At 47.1% G+C, this 15,309-nt stretch carries 17 protein-coding genes; 8 read left to right on the plus strand and 9 right to left on the minus strand.

The window, feature by feature from the left end; all coding sequences use genetic code 11:
• Positions 1-10: 10 nt before the first annotated feature.
• Together LQ567_RS13675 and LQ567_RS13680 are read left to right on the plus strand one after the other, a co-directional pair.
• Positions 11-355, plus strand: coding sequence for a hypothetical protein (locus LQ567_RS13675; protein WP_231005078.1), 345 nt, complete (start codon positions 11-13; stop codon positions 353-355).
• Between the two features lie 41 nt (positions 356-396).
• Positions 397-762, plus strand: a complete 366-nt coding sequence (locus tag LQ567_RS13680; RefSeq protein ID WP_231005079.1) for an Hsp20/alpha crystallin family protein — start codon at positions 397-399, stop codon at positions 760-762.
• A gap of 27 nt (positions 763-789) precedes the next feature.
• Here the strand turns inward: LQ567_RS13680 and LQ567_RS13685 are convergent, their stop codons facing one another.
• Positions 790-1,377: a Crp/Fnr family transcriptional regulator gene (locus tag LQ567_RS13685; protein ID WP_231005080.1), complete on the minus strand. Its 588-nt coding sequence runs from the start codon at positions 1,375-1,377 to the stop codon at positions 790-792.
• A gap of 45 nt (positions 1,378-1,422) precedes the next feature.
• Entirely contained in the window at positions 1,423-2,145 is a 723-nt protein-coding gene (locus tag LQ567_RS13690; protein ID WP_231005081.1) for a ThuA domain-containing protein, read from the minus strand.
• Positions 2,146-2,303: 158 nt separating this feature from the next.
• Between LQ567_RS13690 and LQ567_RS13695 the strand changes: the two genes are divergently transcribed.
• Entirely contained in the window at positions 2,304-2,924 is a 621-nt protein-coding gene (locus LQ567_RS13695) for a DUF4332 domain-containing protein (RefSeq protein WP_231005082.1), read from the plus strand.
• 6 nt (positions 2,925-2,930) lie between these two features.
• Here LQ567_RS13695 and LQ567_RS13700 read toward each other — a convergent pair whose 3' ends face one another.
• Complete coding sequence (locus LQ567_RS13700) at positions 2,931-4,013, minus strand: COX15/CtaA family protein (RefSeq protein ID WP_231005083.1); 1,083 nt, start codon at positions 4,011-4,013, stop codon at positions 2,931-2,933.
• 221 nt (positions 4,014-4,234) lie between these two features.
• On the opposite strand from LQ567_RS13700, the gene serS reads away from it, so the two are divergent.
• The 3 genes from serS to LQ567_RS13715 all read left to right on the plus strand — a co-directional run bounded on the left by serS (position 4,235) and on the right by LQ567_RS13715 (position 7,272).
• The gene (serS, locus tag LQ567_RS13705) at positions 4,235-5,509 is read left to right on the plus strand and encodes a serine--tRNA ligase (protein WP_231005084.1); all 1,275 of its coding nucleotides are present in this window, start codon (positions 4,235-4,237) and stop codon (positions 5,507-5,509) included.
• 180 nt (positions 5,510-5,689) lie between these two features.
• Positions 5,690-6,304 (plus strand): nicotinamide riboside transporter PnuC, encoded by a 615-nt coding sequence (pnuC, locus tag LQ567_RS13710; protein WP_231005085.1) that lies wholly within the window; start codon positions 5,690-5,692, stop codon positions 6,302-6,304.
• Positions 6,301-7,272, plus strand: a complete 972-nt coding sequence (locus tag LQ567_RS13715) for an AAA family ATPase (RefSeq protein WP_231005086.1) — start codon at positions 6,301-6,303, stop codon at positions 7,270-7,272. The genes pnuC and LQ567_RS13715 overlap by 4 nt, the downstream gene beginning before the upstream one ends.
• Positions 7,273-7,292: 20 nt before the next feature.
• Here the strand turns inward: LQ567_RS13715 and LQ567_RS13720 are convergent, their stop codons facing one another.
• Both LQ567_RS13720 and LQ567_RS13725 read right to left on the minus strand, forming a co-directional pair.
• Positions 7,293-8,084: a porin family protein gene (locus tag LQ567_RS13720; RefSeq protein WP_231005087.1), complete on the minus strand. Its 792-nt coding sequence runs from the start codon at positions 8,082-8,084 to the stop codon at positions 7,293-7,295.
• Positions 8,085-8,151: 67 nt separating this feature from the next.
• Positions 8,152-8,931, minus strand: a complete 780-nt coding sequence (locus LQ567_RS13725; RefSeq protein ID WP_231005088.1) for a hypothetical protein — start codon at positions 8,929-8,931, stop codon at positions 8,152-8,154.
• Between the two features lie 231 nt (positions 8,932-9,162).
• Here LQ567_RS13725 and LQ567_RS13730 point away from each other — a divergent pair, with 231 nt between their 5' ends.
• Together LQ567_RS13730 and LQ567_RS13735 are read left to right on the plus strand one after the other, a co-directional pair.
• Positions 9,163-9,480 (plus strand): c-type cytochrome, encoded by a 318-nt coding sequence (locus tag LQ567_RS13730; protein ID WP_231005089.1) that lies wholly within the window; start codon positions 9,163-9,165, stop codon positions 9,478-9,480.
• Positions 9,481-9,578: 98 nt separating this feature from the next.
• Positions 9,579-9,908 carry a c-type cytochrome gene (locus tag LQ567_RS13735; RefSeq protein WP_231005090.1) on the plus strand — a complete coding sequence of 110 codons (330 nt, stop codon included), beginning with the start codon at positions 9,579-9,581 and terminating at the stop codon, positions 9,906-9,908.
• A gap of 178 nt (positions 9,909-10,086) precedes the next feature.
• On the opposite strand, the gene LQ567_RS13740 is transcribed toward LQ567_RS13735, so the two are convergent.
• From LQ567_RS13740 to LQ567_RS13755, 4 genes are all read right to left on the minus strand, one after another.
• The gene (locus tag LQ567_RS13740) at positions 10,087-10,878 is read right to left on the minus strand and encodes a glycoside hydrolase family 25 protein (protein WP_231005091.1); all 792 of its coding nucleotides are present in this window, start codon (positions 10,876-10,878) and stop codon (positions 10,087-10,089) included.
• Positions 10,879-10,941: 63 nt separating this feature from the next.
• Complete coding sequence (locus LQ567_RS13745; RefSeq protein WP_231005092.1) at positions 10,942-11,571, minus strand: hypothetical protein; 630 nt, start codon at positions 11,569-11,571, stop codon at positions 10,942-10,944.
• A 205-nt stretch (positions 11,572-11,776) separates the two neighbouring features.
• Positions 11,777-14,134: an ATP-dependent helicase gene (locus LQ567_RS13750; protein WP_231005093.1), complete on the minus strand. Its 2,358-nt coding sequence runs from the start codon at positions 14,132-14,134 to the stop codon at positions 11,777-11,779.
• 54 nt (positions 14,135-14,188) lie between these two features.
• On the minus strand, positions 14,189-15,145 hold the full coding sequence (locus LQ567_RS13755; protein ID WP_231005094.1) for a UDP-3-O-(3-hydroxymyristoyl)glucosamine N-acyltransferase: 957 nt from the start codon (positions 15,143-15,145) through the stop codon (positions 14,189-14,191).
• Between the last annotated feature and the right edge of the window lie 164 nt (positions 15,146-15,309).

Below are 15,309 nucleotides of genomic sequence, written 5' to 3' on the forward strand. Positions count from 1 at the left end.
CAATATTATTATGAATTATAGAAGAAAAGGCCGGCGGCCCCGTGTTTTTTTATTTGTGCTGCTGGGATTACTGGCCATCCTTCTGTTTGGATGGATCGTGATGCTTTTATGGAATGCCATATTGCCCGACCTGCTGAACACAAAGCAGATCAGCTTCTGGCAGGCCGTAGGATTGTTGGTGCTTTCCAAGATCCTTTTTGGATTTGGCCCGGGGGGAAAGCCGCATCATCACAAGGGTCCGTCTGACCGCCTCCGTCAGAAATTCCGCAATATGAGCGAAGATGAGCGAAAGGAATTCCGGGAAGCATGGCGGCAGCGCTGCGGCCAGTGGCGGCGCTTTCCCAACCAGGAATAGCAGGATCAGGTAATTTCAAAATACGACAAACCCTCCCTTTTATGTACACACAGGAATACAGAAGGCCCAGATATAATGTGCCCATTAATATTGAAGAGCGGGACGATTGCTACCGGTTAACGGCCTATGTGCCGGGTTATCCGGAGGAAAACATCCGCACACATATCATCAACGACACGCTGGTTATTACCGGAAGCCGCGACGAAGACGATGCGATCATCGAATTTCTGAAACAGGAATTTCCCGTAAAGGATTTTGAACGCAGTTTGCATTTGAACGGGCTGGTGGATACGGCTTGTATCAATACGCGGTTTAATGCGGGTGTGCTCACCATCTTTTTGCCCAAGAAGCAGGAAGCCTCCCTGCATCATATCCGGCAGCAGCTGGAAGCATCACTGGCAGGATAACATATGGTTACGGCATCGAACAACCGTTTACGCTTTTGTTTGAAGACGGGCCGTCCGCTTCCGGATCCGGCTAAGACTTTCCGGTTCGATCCCCAACATGGAAGCAATGTATTTTAAAGGTACCCGGCGGATCATCTCTGCATCATGTTCCAACAGCTCCAGGTAACGGGTTTCCGGCGACTTAACCATAATATCCAGGGTTCGCTGAACCGTGGTTAAAAAAAGCGATTCCGCCATCTTACGTCCAAAACGCTCAAATACCTTCGCCCGCTCATATCCTTTTTGCATTTCATCGTAATGCAGCTGGATCAGCACCGTATCTTCCAGCGCTTCTATATGCATTGCCGATTTGGAACGGGTTAAAAAGGCCGCGTAGTCGCTGGCCCACATATTTTCCCGGAAGATCTTATACGTATGTTCCTTCCCGCCGATCTCATGATAAAAGCGGATCAACCCCTTATCGATGTAATAAACATGGTTTACCACTTCACCCACCCGGCTTACTTTTTCGTTCTTCCGCACCGTTCTTACTTCCATATCCGCAGTCAGAAAAGCCAGTTCGTCTTCATCAAAATGAAGATACCCCTCCAGGTTTTTAATCAGGTTGTTGAACATATCGTTTGTCTTAGTTAACAGGTGTAGCAGCAACCGGGATGCCGGTTATTTCCATCTTTTCTTTCCGATGGCATACCGGATACCGCCTAAAATATGTTTCAGGAACAGGGGGTCTGTATAGGATTCGTTTACATGGCCCAGTTCTGTATAAAACACCCGGCCGCCTTCAAAATTGTGATACCATGCCATGGGATGAAAGGCTCCGTTTTTCCCTCCTTCATAGCTTTTTTCGTCGATCGTGATCAACACTTTTACATCCTTATTGATATTCTTAAAATTGTACCACTCATCCTTACGGATCCATTGTGCCGGCAGGTGCTTCGTGCTGATATGGGTTCTGTCGGTAATGTTTAGGGTGGCCGTTTGCTGTTTGGGATGACTGAGGAACCAGGCGCCCATCATCTGGTTGTACCAGGGCCACTCATACTCTGCATCCGTGGCCGCATGAATGCCTACAATTCCGCCGCCCTTGTGCACATAATCCTGAAGCGCAGTTTGCTGCGCCGCATCAAACAATGTGCCTGTGGTACTCAGGAAAATGATGGCCGCATATTTTTTGAGATTTTCTGTTGTAAACGCCCCCGAATCCTTCGTGCTGTCTACTGAAAAGCCGTTCTCAACGCCCAGCTTATAAATTGCCGGCAGCCCCGCTTCGATGGATTGATGATAAAAACCGGCTGTTTTGTAAAAAACAAGTACCCTTGGGCTGGCCGCGCCGGCTGCTGCCACCACTACCAGCAGCAGTAATAATATAGCTGTCTTTTTCATGTCAGAATTTAAACCGTTACCAAATCGGTTTTAAAGATAACACGCCTCGTTTAAATATAACCCCATAAGGCTCATAAACTTATCAATAAAATAAGAATTCGTTCCAAAAAATCCCCTGGGATTCGTTATTTTTGCGCTTTATATAAATTTTATTGAATATGAAAGATGTCGTATTCTCGCTTCCGGGCGAGGCGCTGGGAACCGCAAACTCGGCTGTTCTGCTGGGAGATTTTAACAACTGGGATATTGATCAAGCAATTGCTTTAAAACCTCATAAAGACGGAACATTAAAGGCTAAAGTTAAACTGGAGCCTGGACAAACATATGAATACCGCTTTTTGCTGAATGACGGACGTTGGGTAAACGACTGGGAAGCCCAGGGCTATGTACACAAACAGCATTTTGGGATCGACAATTCAGTGATCACGGTTGAGGTGGAACTGGAGGTTGAAAAAAAGGTAAAGACCAAAACCGCAGATAAAGCGCCCAAAGCGGCAGCCAAAGCAGTTAAAAAAGTAGCAGAAACCGTAAAGAACGATCTGACCAAGATCGAAGGCATCGGCCCGGCCATTGCTAAATTGCTGGAGCAGGAAGGCATTCAGAACTTTAAAGACCTGTCCAAGGCTACTATCAAAAAACTTAAAAGCACCCTGGATGCTGCAGGAAGCAAGTTTGCAATGCACGATCCGAAAAGCTGGCCCAAACAGGCAAAACTGGCCGCCGCTGAAAAGTGGGAAGAGCTGAAAGCCTTACAGCAGGAGCTGATAGGCGGAAAATAAAGAAACTCAGGAAACAGTCGTTGGTACGCCCGCGACTGTTTTTGTTTGCAGCATCGGTACCTTCCTTACCAGGAACAGGGTAACAACCATACAAATCAGCAACAGCATGCCCACCAACTGATGCAGGATGCTGAGCAACAGTTTATCGGGAGTAAGGTAATTCACCAGTGCCAGTATGCCCAGTACCACCTGTACCAATACCAGGGTCATGGGCAGGAAGCGTATTTTATACAGCAATGCCGATTTCGGAAGCTTTGTCAGCCGCAGGGTAAAAAATACCATCAGCAGGGTGATCAGGTAGGCCAGTCCGCGGTGGATGAACTGGATCGTAACCAGGTTATGGGTGATATCGCTCCAGAAACCACCTTCATTCAGCATCGATGCCGAAGGGATCATACTGCCATTGATGGTTGGCCAGGTAACGGACGCTTTACCGGCATGTGTTCCGGCCATAAAGGCACCGTAGGTCAGCTGCAGGGTGATGACCACCAGCAACAGGATATTGAAACTGCGTGTACCGTTATCGGTGGCCAGCTGGTCCTGCCGTATGGTTAGTTTCAATGCAAACCAAACTACATAACACAACAGCAGAAGGGCCGCCAGGAAATGGACGGCCAGGCGAATATGGCTTACATATACCAGGTCGGTACCTACACCGCTGCTAACCATGATCCAGCCGATAGCCCCTTGCAGGCCTCCCAGCAAAAACAGGATGATCATCGGCACCAGCATGCTGCGGTCTATTTTCTTTTTTACAATAAACCAGATAAAAGGGATCAGGAATACGATGCCGATCAGCCGGGCCCAGTCGCGGTGCAGCCATTCCCAGAAATAAATGCCTTTAAAATCCGACAGGGTAAAATGGTTGTGGATGTACTTAAACTGCGCGATCTGCTTATATTTTTCGAAAGCCTCGTTCCAGGCTTGCTCATTCATGGGGGGCAATGCGCCCAGGATCGGTTGCCATTCGGTAATGGAAAGTCCGGATCCGGTAAGTCTTGTAAGTCCGCCTAATAAAACCTGGATGATGAGCATTCCGGCGCCGATAAACAACCAGGTGGCCACCGGTTTATTCTTTTGTAATTGCATAACGCGCAAAATTATTAAATTATTTGGTTCGGGATTTGAGATTTCAGATTCGAGATTTCAGCATTCAGGGGAGGGCTTTCAGCGTTCGGCCTTCAGCTTTAGCCTTCAGCAATCAGCTTTCAGCGTTCAGGAGCCTGATATCCCGTATTACCGGGCTAAATGCGGCTCGCTGATAGCTGATCCCCGTTTCTGGTTTATCTTTGCAAAAATTTTTTTGAAGCATGTTGCAATTACAGGTATTACGACAGGACACAGCGGCAGTTAAACAGCGGCTGGCAGTAAAGAACTTTAAGGAACCCGGGCTGGTGGATGAAATCATTTCGCTGGACGATCAGCGTAAAAAATCGCAGCTTGAGTTTGATACCACGCAATCCCTTGTAAACAGCGCTTCCAAAGAGATCGGTCAGCTGATGGCCAAAGGCGATAAAGAAGCCGCCGAGGCAAAAAAAGCGGAAGTGGCTGCCGCCAAGCAAAAATTACAACCCATCAGCGAGCAATTGGCAAGGGTGGAAAAAGAGCTACAGGAGAAACTGGTGTTGCTGCCCAACCTGCCCTCTCCCCTGGTTCCACCAGGTAATAGCCCGGAAGATAATGAGGTAGTACGGGAGAACGGCGTTAAGCCGGTATTGGGTGCCGATGCGGTTCCGCATTGGGATCTGATCAAAACATTTGACCTGGTTGATTTTGAAACCGGCGCCAAAATAACCGGCAGCGGGTTCCCTTTATATAAGGGCCAGGGTGCCCGGCTGCAGCGCACGCTGGTACAATATTTCCTTGACCAAAATATAGCGGCCGGGTATACCGAGTACCTGCCACCATTTATGGTAAATGAAGCTTCCGCCTATGGTACCGGACAATTACCGGATAAAGAAGGGCAGATGTATCATATGCCTGCGGATAATTTTTACATGATCCCCACCTCGGAAGTTCCGGTAACCAATATTTACCGCGATACAATTTTAAAACAGGAGCAGTTGCCCGTAAAGATGACGGCCTATTCGCCCTGCTTCCGCCGCGAAGCGGGCAGTTTTGGAAAGGATGTGCGCGGCCTTAACCGGGTACACCAGTTTGAAAAAGTAGAGATCGTACAACTCACCCACCCGGATAAAAGTTATGAGGCCCTGGAAGAAATGGTAGCCCATGTAGAACGGTTGTTACAAAACCTGGAACTGCCTTACCGCATCCTGAGGCTTTGCGGCGGTGATATGTCATTTACATCGGCCCTTACGTATGATTTTGAAGTATACAGCGCAGCCCAGGAGCGGTGGCTGGAGGTAAGCTCTACTTCTAACTTTGAAGCATATCAAACCAACCGGATGAAGATCCGCTTCAAAGATGAAAACGGCAAAACCCAACTGGCACACTCCCTCAATGGCAGTTCCCTGGCCCTGCCACGCATTGTAGCCTGTTTGCTGGAAAATAACCAGCAAGGCGATAAAATCGTATTGCCAAAGGCACTGGTGCCTTATTTTGGAAAAGAGGCCATTACAAAGTAAAAGACCGCTGAGCGCTGAAGGCCTATAGCTTTCAGCGCTCAGTCTTAATATTGGAGCTGGAAATTTGAAATTGGAGCGCAGGCAATACCCGGTGCAGGGGAATCAATATGACAAAAACAAATTGCGCTGAAAAATATTTTTGACATACAAACCGAGCTCTTCCAGGTACTGGGCTACTCCATGAGCTACCTCGAATTTTTTGGAGTATTAACCGGGCTTGCAGCCACCTGGCTTTCTGCCCGGGCCCATATTATCAGCTGGCCTGTAGGCATCATAAATGTACTCCTTTCCTTTTGGCTGTACTACCAGGTACACCTGTATCCCGATATGCTGCTGCAGATCTTTTTCTTTATTACCAATATACTGGGCTGGTGGCGCTGGGCGCATCCCAGGGCATTTGAAGCAGATATCAAAAAGCAACTGAAAGTAAGCTTTATGAAACCGGCACAGTTAACCCGCACGATCCTGATGGCAGGCGCCGGCACTTTTCTGCTGGGAAATTTTGCAGGCCGCCTGCATGAATGGTTTCCCAAAATTTTTTCGGCACCCAGCTCGTTTCCTTTTGCAGATTCTTTTATTATGATCATGAGCATCCTGGCCACCTTTTACATGATCCAGAAAAAGATCGAGTGCTGGATCATCTGGATGCTGGTAGACATCACCGCCACGGTGCTTTATTATGTAAAGGGCATCCGGTTCTATAGCCTGGAGTACCTGGTATTTACCGGTATCGTGCTCTTTGGCTTTTTGCACTGGATAAAGGAATACCGCTCCTATTCATCACAACCAACATGAAACGCGGACTGGTCATAGGAAAGTTCATGCCCTTGCACAAGGGGCATATAGCGCTGATTGCCTTTGCTGCACAACACTGTGATGAGCTGATCGTTTCCATGAGTTATACCGATGCCGATCCGATCGACGGCCATCTGCGTTTTTCATGGATCCGGGAGCAATTCGGCTCCGCTCCGAAAATTAAGCCCCATATTATCAAAGACGATTTTGATGATGAAACCCTGCCGCTTGAAGACCGCACCCGTATCTGGGCGCAAAAGATGAAAGCGGTCTATCCCCTCATTCATGTACTCATCAGTTCAGAATCGTATGGCCCGCCCTTTGCCCGCCATATGAATGCGCAACATATCTGCTTCGATGCGTTACGGCAACAAGTGCCGGTTGCAGCAACCGCTATACGAAACCGGCCGCTCACCCACTGGGATTTTATACCAGCACATATTCAGCCCTTCTTTCTCAAAAAGATCTGTTTTTATGGGCCGGAGAGCACGGGAAAAACAACCCTTGCCATAAAAATGGCCCGGCATTATCATACGGCTTATGTGCCTGAAGCAGCACGGGATCTGCTCACGTCCAATGCGTTTTCAGAAACGGACATCATTGCTATCGGCCGGCTTCAGCATCAATACATACAGGAACAATCCCAAACAGCAAACCGGCTCCTGTTCTGCGATACGGATGCCATCACCACCGCCATCTATTCCCAGTTATATCTCAACCATGTTCCTGCAGTCATCTATGAACTGGAAAAACAAACCCGCTTTGACCTTTATTTGTTACTGGATATCGACACCCCCTGGGTTGCCGATCCGCTAAGAGACCAGGGACACCGGAGAAAAGAAATGTTGCAGCTGTTTGAACAGGCATTGCAACAGCGGCAGCTGTCTTATCAAAAAATCAGTGGTAGTTACCATCAACGGGAAACACTGATAAAAAGCATTATCGACCAATTATTACAATCCTGGTGATCGCGCGTCAATGCACCTCCTTAAAACCGGTAACCGGCCCCCAGTTGCCATTGCCACAAAATATCCCGGAACGGAGCCTGCCGATAATAGTTTTCACCGTCACGGAAAATAAACGCTTCATTACCCCATATGGGGCGGCCAACAGCAAACCCCGGCGACAGGCTCAGTTTTTTGCCGGTATTTAATTTAAATTCAACCTTTGCCATCACACCACCTCTGAAAGTACGCTCCTGAATATATTTTTGTATGAACGGCTGACCTACCGTTGAAGTGCGATTCAGAAAGGTTTCTTTTTCTGTCCACATCAACAGTACCGGCCCCACCCGGAAGTTTACCGGCAAATGCGGAGCGACCGTATAAAAAAGTGACACTGCTGCCCCCACCGACTCCCGGTTAATACCGATATGTGGAGCAATGCCCAACCCCGCCAGGTTATGCAAAAACCGTTGCTCGTAATCCACGTATATTGCTGTTATGGTAGACCGGAGACCAAATGATTTTATGCCGGTACCCACCAGGTTATTGCCCTCCTGAAATGGTGGCCGGTTTAACCGTACCTGATTCCGCTCCCGGAACGTGGTGCCGGCAAGAGGAGCTCCCGATACCTTCATCGTTACCCCATTCGCATAACGAAGCTCCCGGATCATTCTTTTATTTACTTTATGAATCACTTCCGCCGTATCACCGGCAATTATATACCATAGCACAAACCGGTGCTGTTTCTGAATATGTACCGGTATCATTTTCTGATTCAAAAAGAGCAGTGTATCCTGGGCATTACCCCTCCCCGGCAGGAAAAGCAAGCACATCATCAGCAACCTTTTTTTCATAATAACTACTACATAAGTATTATACATTGAACAAGCGCGCCTTCCTTTATCAGAAACGGTAGCCTACTCCTATTTGTGCCTGCCAAACCGTTTCCATCAGCATTTGCTCCCGTTGATATTGCAGCCCTTCTTTCCAAACGGTATTCGTACTTTTCCAAAGTGGTATTCCCCCGCCTAATTCCGGGGCGACAACCCATTTTTTGCCGGCATTTATTTTACATCCGGTGCTGAACAACAGTCCGCCCCTGTTTACTTTTTTTGTAACAGAACGTGTGATATAGGTTTTATCCGGAAGATGTTCCATGTTATAATACCGCTGATCCTCATTCCAGATCAACAGGTCATTCCCTACAAAGAAATTAACACGGGCCTGCGGGTTAGGCGAATAGCGGATACCGGCGGCACCGCCGATCGCAGCCTTGTTCAATGCCACCTGCGGAGCGATAACAGCGCTAAGGCGGTTAAAGAAAAATCTTCTTTCATAGCTCATATAAACGGCTGTAATACCATCATTAATGCCAAACCTTTTGATACCGGATGCCAGCAGATTGCTGCCCGCTTCAAAAGCAGGACGCCGGAGCCGGCCATTAGCCCGCTCCCTGAACGAACTGTGGGGGCCGGTACGTGTATCGACCGGCCGTACCCATTGCCTTCCAATGCGATAACGCCGTCCGCTGCTGTCGCCCGGCAAGTTGTATACAATGGAGTGCCGCCCCCTTTTTATAACAAATGCATTGATCGTATCGTTTTTCAGCGTAATCAGTTGCTCCTGGCCAAAAGCACAGCCTGCAAGCACAAGCAGGCAGCAGGTCAGCATCGGTTTTTTCATAAATAATAACATAACAGGAAGCCGGATTTTAGGTATATTATTCAAAAACGCAGGAAAAAGAAAATTCGCAACAGGATGCGAGGGTCTTTCCTTCCTCAAGATCGTATTTCCCGGCATCTCCGGCCATACCTGTTTCCTGGTATTTTAAATGATATTCTTAAAAACATAAAAATATTGTCATAGAATTGTAAGTTGGCTTATTTATTGCTAATTTTATAGAAACCATCGTTTATGAAAAAAATAATTCTTTGCGCATACATCGTTCTGGCAGCAGCTGTTGCCTGTACCCCCAAGGCATCTCCTTCAACTACAGACGCCGTGATTCCTGAAGCCTCCAGCGTGAGCAGTAACCAGGCTACCATTGATGCCGGACATACCATTTTTACCACAAAATGTACCAAGTGTCATGGAGCAAAGGACAAGGCTGTTGCTTCCAAATCATACGAAGAGTTGCGGCCGATTCTGGCATCTATGTCGAAAAAGGCTAAACTAAGCAGGGAAGAAGTAGAGCAGGTTTCTGCTTATGTATATGCCAATGCAAAAAAATAATACCGCCTTATTATAAAAACAGTAAACCTCCTTTTAACAGGAGGTTTTTTATTTTTTAACCGCTTATGGTTAATATTGCATAAACCATTCCAGAGTATATGAAGAAATTAGCAGGTCTGTTTTTTGTAGCCGCTGTTGTCATTTTTAGCTGTACCCGCAAGGCAGCGCCTACCATACCCAACAGGCCGGTGGAGCCGGTAGCCGGCAACAAGGCCGATACTGCGGACTTTAGTTCCAGTAACCCGATGGTGGCCGGAAGAGCCATTTATGAAATTAAGTGTACCAAATGCCATAAGGCAAAGAATGTAGCCGACTGGACGCAGGACGAATGGAAACCGATCCTGAATTCAATGGTAAAAAAAGCGAAGCTCAACGATCTTCAGATATCCCAGGTAACGCAATACGTAAATGCGAACGCCAAGAAATAACGGATAGGCGGCTGTTTCCAGCCATCCTTTCATAACTATAGCGTTCGGGAAACATCCTGTGGGATGATGAGAAATAGCGCCGGCATCCATACCCGGCGATTCCGTTGCTTGTTGCCGTTTTGATACCACATCCATCTTTATTGGCACAGTATAATAACGCCCCTTTTTTAGGGCCTGTTTACCTGATCAAAAAAGCACGGAAGGCAACGGAATCCCCGTTAAAAACATTAAAGTCTACGTTTGCATCAATGCCGTTCACATGCCCCGCATCGTTGTGCTGCCACAAGGTCCAGTCGCGTTTTATACGTGGTTTTCGCTTTTCATAATAATGCGCCACCCACAGCGGGTAATCATCAAAGGGCTTCCCCAGGTATTTTTCATAAAAATCGGCGTTGGTATAAATAACAGGTTTAACGCCGTAATGCTGTTCCACCAGTCGCAACCATACTTTCGAACGGGCCTGGATCACCGATGCCGGAAGATTATTGGTTTGTTCCACGTCCAGCACGGGTGGCAGATCGCCCGGTTTCAGCGTTACATTTTTAATAAAGTTTACCGCCTGTTTTACCGGATCCTTAGACGGAATAAAAAAATGATAGGCCCCTGCAGGCAATCCGCTTTGGCGGGCCTGTTTCCAGTTGCGTTTAAACTGTACATCCAGGTCTTTTTCTCCTTCGGTAGCCTTAATAAACGCAAAACTGATGCGGATGTTCTGGATATCCATGGTCTTTACTGCTTCCCAGTTAATCCGCTTTTGATACCGTGACACGTCAATACCGTGCAGGGAGTAATCTACCGGGATCTCGATTCCAAACTCCGGGTACCGCTTTACCTCAAGCTCAAACCGCCGGCTCCAGTCCAGCACAAACAATCCTCCCACCAGCAAGGCCAGCACCAGCAGGGATAGGACCAGTTTCCATTGGTACGACATGCCTTTTTTCTTTCGCCTTCTTTTTTTCCTGACTGCCATAAAAAAATTTGCCGGGTTCCTGAACGGACCCGGCAAAAATATTTGTTTACGCGCTGATATTTTTTATCGGCGATTAAATTTTGTCTTAAACATGCTTTTACGGTTTTCAATATCATCCAGGGCCTGTTCCACGGAGCTTAACCGGGCGATCTTTACCAGTCCCTCGGTACCGGTTTCATAATCAGAAGCCGAACTATAAATAAAATCCGATGCGTACCGTACGATCCGTTCCTGTACCGGGATATTGTGAAGCAATTCCAGGTGCTCTGCCATAATCTCCGGGCGCGCCAGGTCAATAGAAAGCATTTCCTTTACCCGTTTCCATACTTCCAGTTTTTTTTGCGCGCCTAAAAAACCATAGTTTCTCTGGAAGTGTTCTATCAGCCATTGCCGGCGTTCTTCAGGTTCATTATAAATAGCCTCTATTACCTTTTCGGTGGTGAATTGTTTGAAAGCTTTCCGGAGTTCTTTAAAAGATATGTTTTTCTGTACCTGGCAGATGATATAGAGCTTGCTTGGCATCAGGCACCAGCCATATACGATCAACCCTTTACTGCTGATATAATGATTGAGCGTGTGTACAATAATCTGTTTGTACACCGGCCTGATAAAAATATCAGTAAGATCAACGGTTTCCAGCGTTAAAAAATAACAACCGTGATCGTCAAATGATATAACCCGTTCATTATCCATGACTATTATTCCAACATTTGATTCAACTACCCATGCTGCCCATTCAGCGAATGTTCAGTAAATGTTAATATTTCTTTGAGGGCAAAACTTGTTCCAATTATTGTAAACTGATTCCAAATTTTATGCAATAGTAATCGCCCTTGATTTTATTTAATTAATAATCAAGGAGTAAGAATAGAACTTTTTTCTAATATTAAGAAAAAAATCAGGATAAAATTTTCAGCCGGGCGTAATTCAGAAGGATTTTCTTTTCGCCGTTTGCGTCAAACCGGATGATGGCCATCCGGTTATGCTGGTTGCCTTCCAGTTTCAGCACCTCGCCAAAGCCAAATTTCTGGTGTTCCACCTTTTGGCCTACGGCAATATCGTTGATATCGCTTGCCTGGAAATCGACAGAAGGCGTATGTTCCACCACTTTTTTGGCTTCCGGTTTGGGGCCCAGATATTCCGGCGTTGTTTTCTTTGCGGGTGGCGGGCCATATTTCTTTTCAGCTGAAAGGGCACTTTTACCGGAGCTCCATCCGCCGCCGTTCATCCGTTCATATACAGAACCGGTACTGCCAAAGCCAAAAGAGCTTTGCATTTTAGTGCCGCCCCCGGCATAGGTATTATCGATATGGTCTTTGGGCAATTCCTCAATAAACCGGCTGGGTTCATTCTGCACCAGGGAACCAAATTTATAACGGGTGTTCGCATAGGTGATCCAGAGTTTATTTTTAGCCCGCGTAACCACTACATAAAACAAACGCCGCTCTTCTTCCAGTTCTTCCCGGGTATTAATGGCCATGGCATTGGGGAACAGCTGTTCTTCCAGGCCGGCTGCAAAAACACAGGCAAACTCCAGCCCTTTGGCCGCGTGAATGGTCATCAGCTTTACTGTATCCGCATCCGGGTCCTTATTATCGGAGTCCGTCAATAAGGTGATCTGCTGCAGGTAGGCCCCCAGGGTTTTATCAATCACCTCGCCTTCTTCATTATCCGGGCTTTCCACCCACTCTTTAATTGAGTTCAGCAATTCCTGGATGTTCTCATAACGCTGCAGCCCTTCGGTACTTTTATCATTAAAAAGCTCCTTTACCAGGTTGGTTTGTTTTCCCACATGAAAAGCCACATCATAGGCATTCTGTTTTTGCAGCATACTGGAGAAGCTCTTGATCATTATCACAAAATCCTGGATCGCACTCAGCGTACCCGCCCGGAATCCCAGCTGATCGGCCTTTTCCAGTACTTCCCACATGGTGATCTGGTGCGTATTGGCCAGCAGCAGCACCCGGTCGATGGTGGTTTTACCGATGCCTCTTACGGGATAGTTAATGATCCGTTTAAGCGCTTCCTCATCCCGGCTGTTTACGATCAGCCGCAGGTAGCCTACCAGGTCTTTTATCTCTTTACGCTGATAGAAGCTTACGCCCCCGTACATGGTATAGGGAATATTCATGCGGCGCAGTGCTTCTTCAAAAGCACGGCTCTGTGCATTGGTACGGTATAAAATAGCGAACTCTTTATTAGAAAAATGATTGCGCAGCTTTTGTTCCTGAATGGTATCTGCCACAAACTTTCCTTCATCGTTATCCGTCATGGTGCGAACGATCCGGATCTTTTCCCCGCTGGCGTTTTCGGTAAACAATACTTTGGGGATCTGTGCCTTGTTATTCCGGATCACTTCGTTGGCCGCATGAATGATGGTTTGGGTACTCCTGTAGTTCTGTTCCAGCTTTACCACTTTTACATCGTCATAGTCTTTCTGAAACTGCAGGATGTTCTGGATGGTTGCTCCCCGGAAGCTATAAATACTTTGTGCGTCATCTCCCACCACGCAAACATTTTCGTGCATGGCCCCCAGCAGTTTTACGATCTCGTACTGGGCAGGGTTGGTATCCTGGTACTCATCAATCATGATGTACCGGAATTTATGCTGGTATTTGCTCAGCACTTCCGGAAAGGTTTTTAAGAGCTCGTAGAACTTCAGCAGCAGGTCGTCAAAATCCATTGCCCCGTTCTTAAAACAGCGCTTGCAGTAGGCATCATATACCTTGGCGATGGCCGGCCGGTTGGCCCGGAGGTCTTCCTGTTGTATATGATAATCCGTAGCATACTCCATCGGGCTTACCAGCGCGTTCTTCGCCGACGAGATCCGGTTATATACCGTAGCCGGTTTATACAGCTTGTCATCCAGCTGCATTTCATTCAATACCGTTTTAACAACGCTTTTGGCATCATCGGTATCATAAATGGTAAAGCTATTGGGATAGCCCAGGCGGTGTGCTTCCGACCTTAAGATTCTTGCAAATACACTGTGAAACGTACCGATGTACAGGTTACGCGCTTCATTGTTGCCGAGTATCCGCTCGATCCGTTCTTTCATTTCCCGGGCGGCCTTATTGGTAAATGTAAGCGCCAGTATATTAAATGCATCAATACCCTTTGCCATCAGGTGGGCGATGCGTGTGGTGAGTACCTTGGTTTTTCCGCTACCGGCTCCGGCGATGATCATCAAAGGGCCGTTAATATGTAATACGGCCTCTTTCTGCCGTTCATTCAATCCTGCTAAATAGTCCTGCATGGCCGCAAGGTACGAAGCAGAACGCGGGTATAAAAGGAATCCTCAAGTTTTTTGCTAACTGGATGATTCGCTTTTGTTTAACTGATCCCACATCTGCGGGATCCGTTTGATCCACACGAGCTCCTTCATTTTTTCCCGAGCCGGAACGGCCGGACTTCCAAAATAAACCTTGCCACCTTCCAGGGAGGAGGGTACCCCGCTTTGCGCATTCACCACCGTATTTTTACCAATGGTCAATGTTTTACTTACACCTACCTGTCCCCATAAGATCACCTCATCTTCAATAACAGATGCACCGGCAATTCCTACCTGGGCAGCAAACAAACAATTTTTTCCTACCAGCGTATCATGCCCGATATGTACCAGGTTGTCCATTTTGGTACCGGCACCAATCCGGGTTACGCCGGTAACACCCCGGTCGATGGTACAACCGGCGCCAATTTCCACACCTGTTTCTATTTCAACGGTACCGCAACTAACCATGCGTTTGTAATGTATCGGGCGATTGGTTTTTTTATTATAGTAGAACGCATCGCTTCCGATAACCGTTCCGCTTTGTATCACCACATCGTCGCCAATGGTACAATAATCCATAATGGTTACGTTGGGATAAATGACGCAATTGGAACCAACAGTAACATGATTGCCCAGGTATACATTGGGCATAATAACGGTACCGGGTCCAACCGTTGCTGTTGCCGCAACCGCATCCATAGAAGGACGGAAGGGCCGGAACGCCGATACGATTTTCAGATACGCCTCAAACGGTTCTTCAACAATCAGCAAGGCCTTACCTTCGGGTACTTCCCGCTCCGCATTAATGATGATGTAGCTGGCTGCCGAATGAATGCTGGTATCGTAATATTTGGGATGATCCACAAAAACAAGATCGCCCTTTTCCACCTGATGAATTTCATTAATGCCCGTTGCCTTTGCACCGGAATCACCAACAACTCTTGCAGCGATCAAGGTTGCTATTTCTGAAAGCGGAACCGGATTTTCAAATCGCATATCTTTTTTTTCAAAGGTAGGCGTAACTCTTTGTTCCCATACAAAACGTCAAAGTTTTTCACATTCCTGAAAATTTCCCACGCCGTTCCGAAAGATTTTTATGCCCTTGCATCATGCAAAATCAGCAGCCACAGCTGCATCAAATAATCTTCAAAACTTCAACC

Origin of the sequence: Niabella pedocola (assembly GCF_021044425.1) — a bacterium.
Lineage (GTDB): Bacteria > Bacteroidota > Bacteroidia > Chitinophagales > Chitinophagaceae > Niabella > Niabella pedocola.

Coding starts and splice junctions, on each gene's coding strand:
- LQ567_RS13720 (WP_231005087.1), bottom strand. CDS start 8,084: ATGATGTGCTTGCTTTTCCTGCCGGGGAGGGGTAATGCCCAGGATACA.
- LQ567_RS13680 (WP_231005079.1), top strand. CDS start 397: ATGTACACACAGGAATACAGAAGGCCCAGATATAATGTGCCCATTAAT.
- LQ567_RS13745 (WP_231005092.1), bottom strand. CDS start 11,571: ATGGATAATGAACGGGTTATATCATTTGACGATCACGGTTGTTATTTT.
- LQ567_RS13730 (WP_231005089.1), top strand. CDS start 9,163: ATGAAAAAAATAATTCTTTGCGCATACATCGTTCTGGCAGCAGCTGTT.
- LQ567_RS13685 (WP_231005080.1), bottom strand. CDS start 1,377: ATGTTCAACAACCTGATTAAAAACCTGGAGGGGTATCTTCATTTTGAT.
- LQ567_RS13715 (WP_231005086.1), top strand. CDS start 6,301: ATGAAACGCGGACTGGTCATAGGAAAGTTCATGCCCTTGCACAAGGGG.
- pnuC (WP_231005085.1), top strand. CDS start 5,690: ATGAGCTACCTCGAATTTTTTGGAGTATTAACCGGGCTTGCAGCCACC.
- LQ567_RS13735 (WP_231005090.1), top strand. CDS start 9,579: ATGAAGAAATTAGCAGGTCTGTTTTTTGTAGCCGCTGTTGTCATTTTT.
- LQ567_RS13690 (WP_231005081.1), bottom strand. CDS start 2,145: ATGAAAAAGACAGCTATATTATTACTGCTGCTGGTAGTGGTGGCAGCA.
- LQ567_RS13750 (WP_231005093.1), bottom strand. CDS start 14,134: ATGCAGGACTATTTAGCAGGATTGAATGAACGGCAGAAAGAGGCCGTA.
- LQ567_RS13725 (WP_231005088.1), bottom strand. CDS start 8,931: ATGAAAAAACCGATGCTGACCTGCTGCCTGCTTGTGCTTGCAGGCTGT.
- LQ567_RS13740 (WP_231005091.1), bottom strand. CDS start 10,878: ATGGCAGTCAGGAAAAAAAGAAGGCGAAAGAAAAAAGGCATGTCGTAC.
- LQ567_RS13755 (WP_231005094.1), bottom strand. CDS start 15,145: ATGCGATTTGAAAATCCGGTTCCGCTTTCAGAAATAGCAACCTTGATC.
- LQ567_RS13700 (WP_231005083.1), bottom strand. CDS start 4,013: ATGCAATTACAAAAGAATAAACCGGTGGCCACCTGGTTGTTTATCGGC.
- LQ567_RS13675 (WP_231005078.1), top strand. CDS start 11: ATGAATTATAGAAGAAAAGGCCGGCGGCCCCGTGTTTTTTTATTTGTG.
- serS (WP_231005084.1), top strand. CDS start 4,235: ATGTTGCAATTACAGGTATTACGACAGGACACAGCGGCAGTTAAACAG.
- LQ567_RS13695 (WP_231005082.1), top strand. CDS start 2,304: ATGAAAGATGTCGTATTCTCGCTTCCGGGCGAGGCGCTGGGAACCGCA.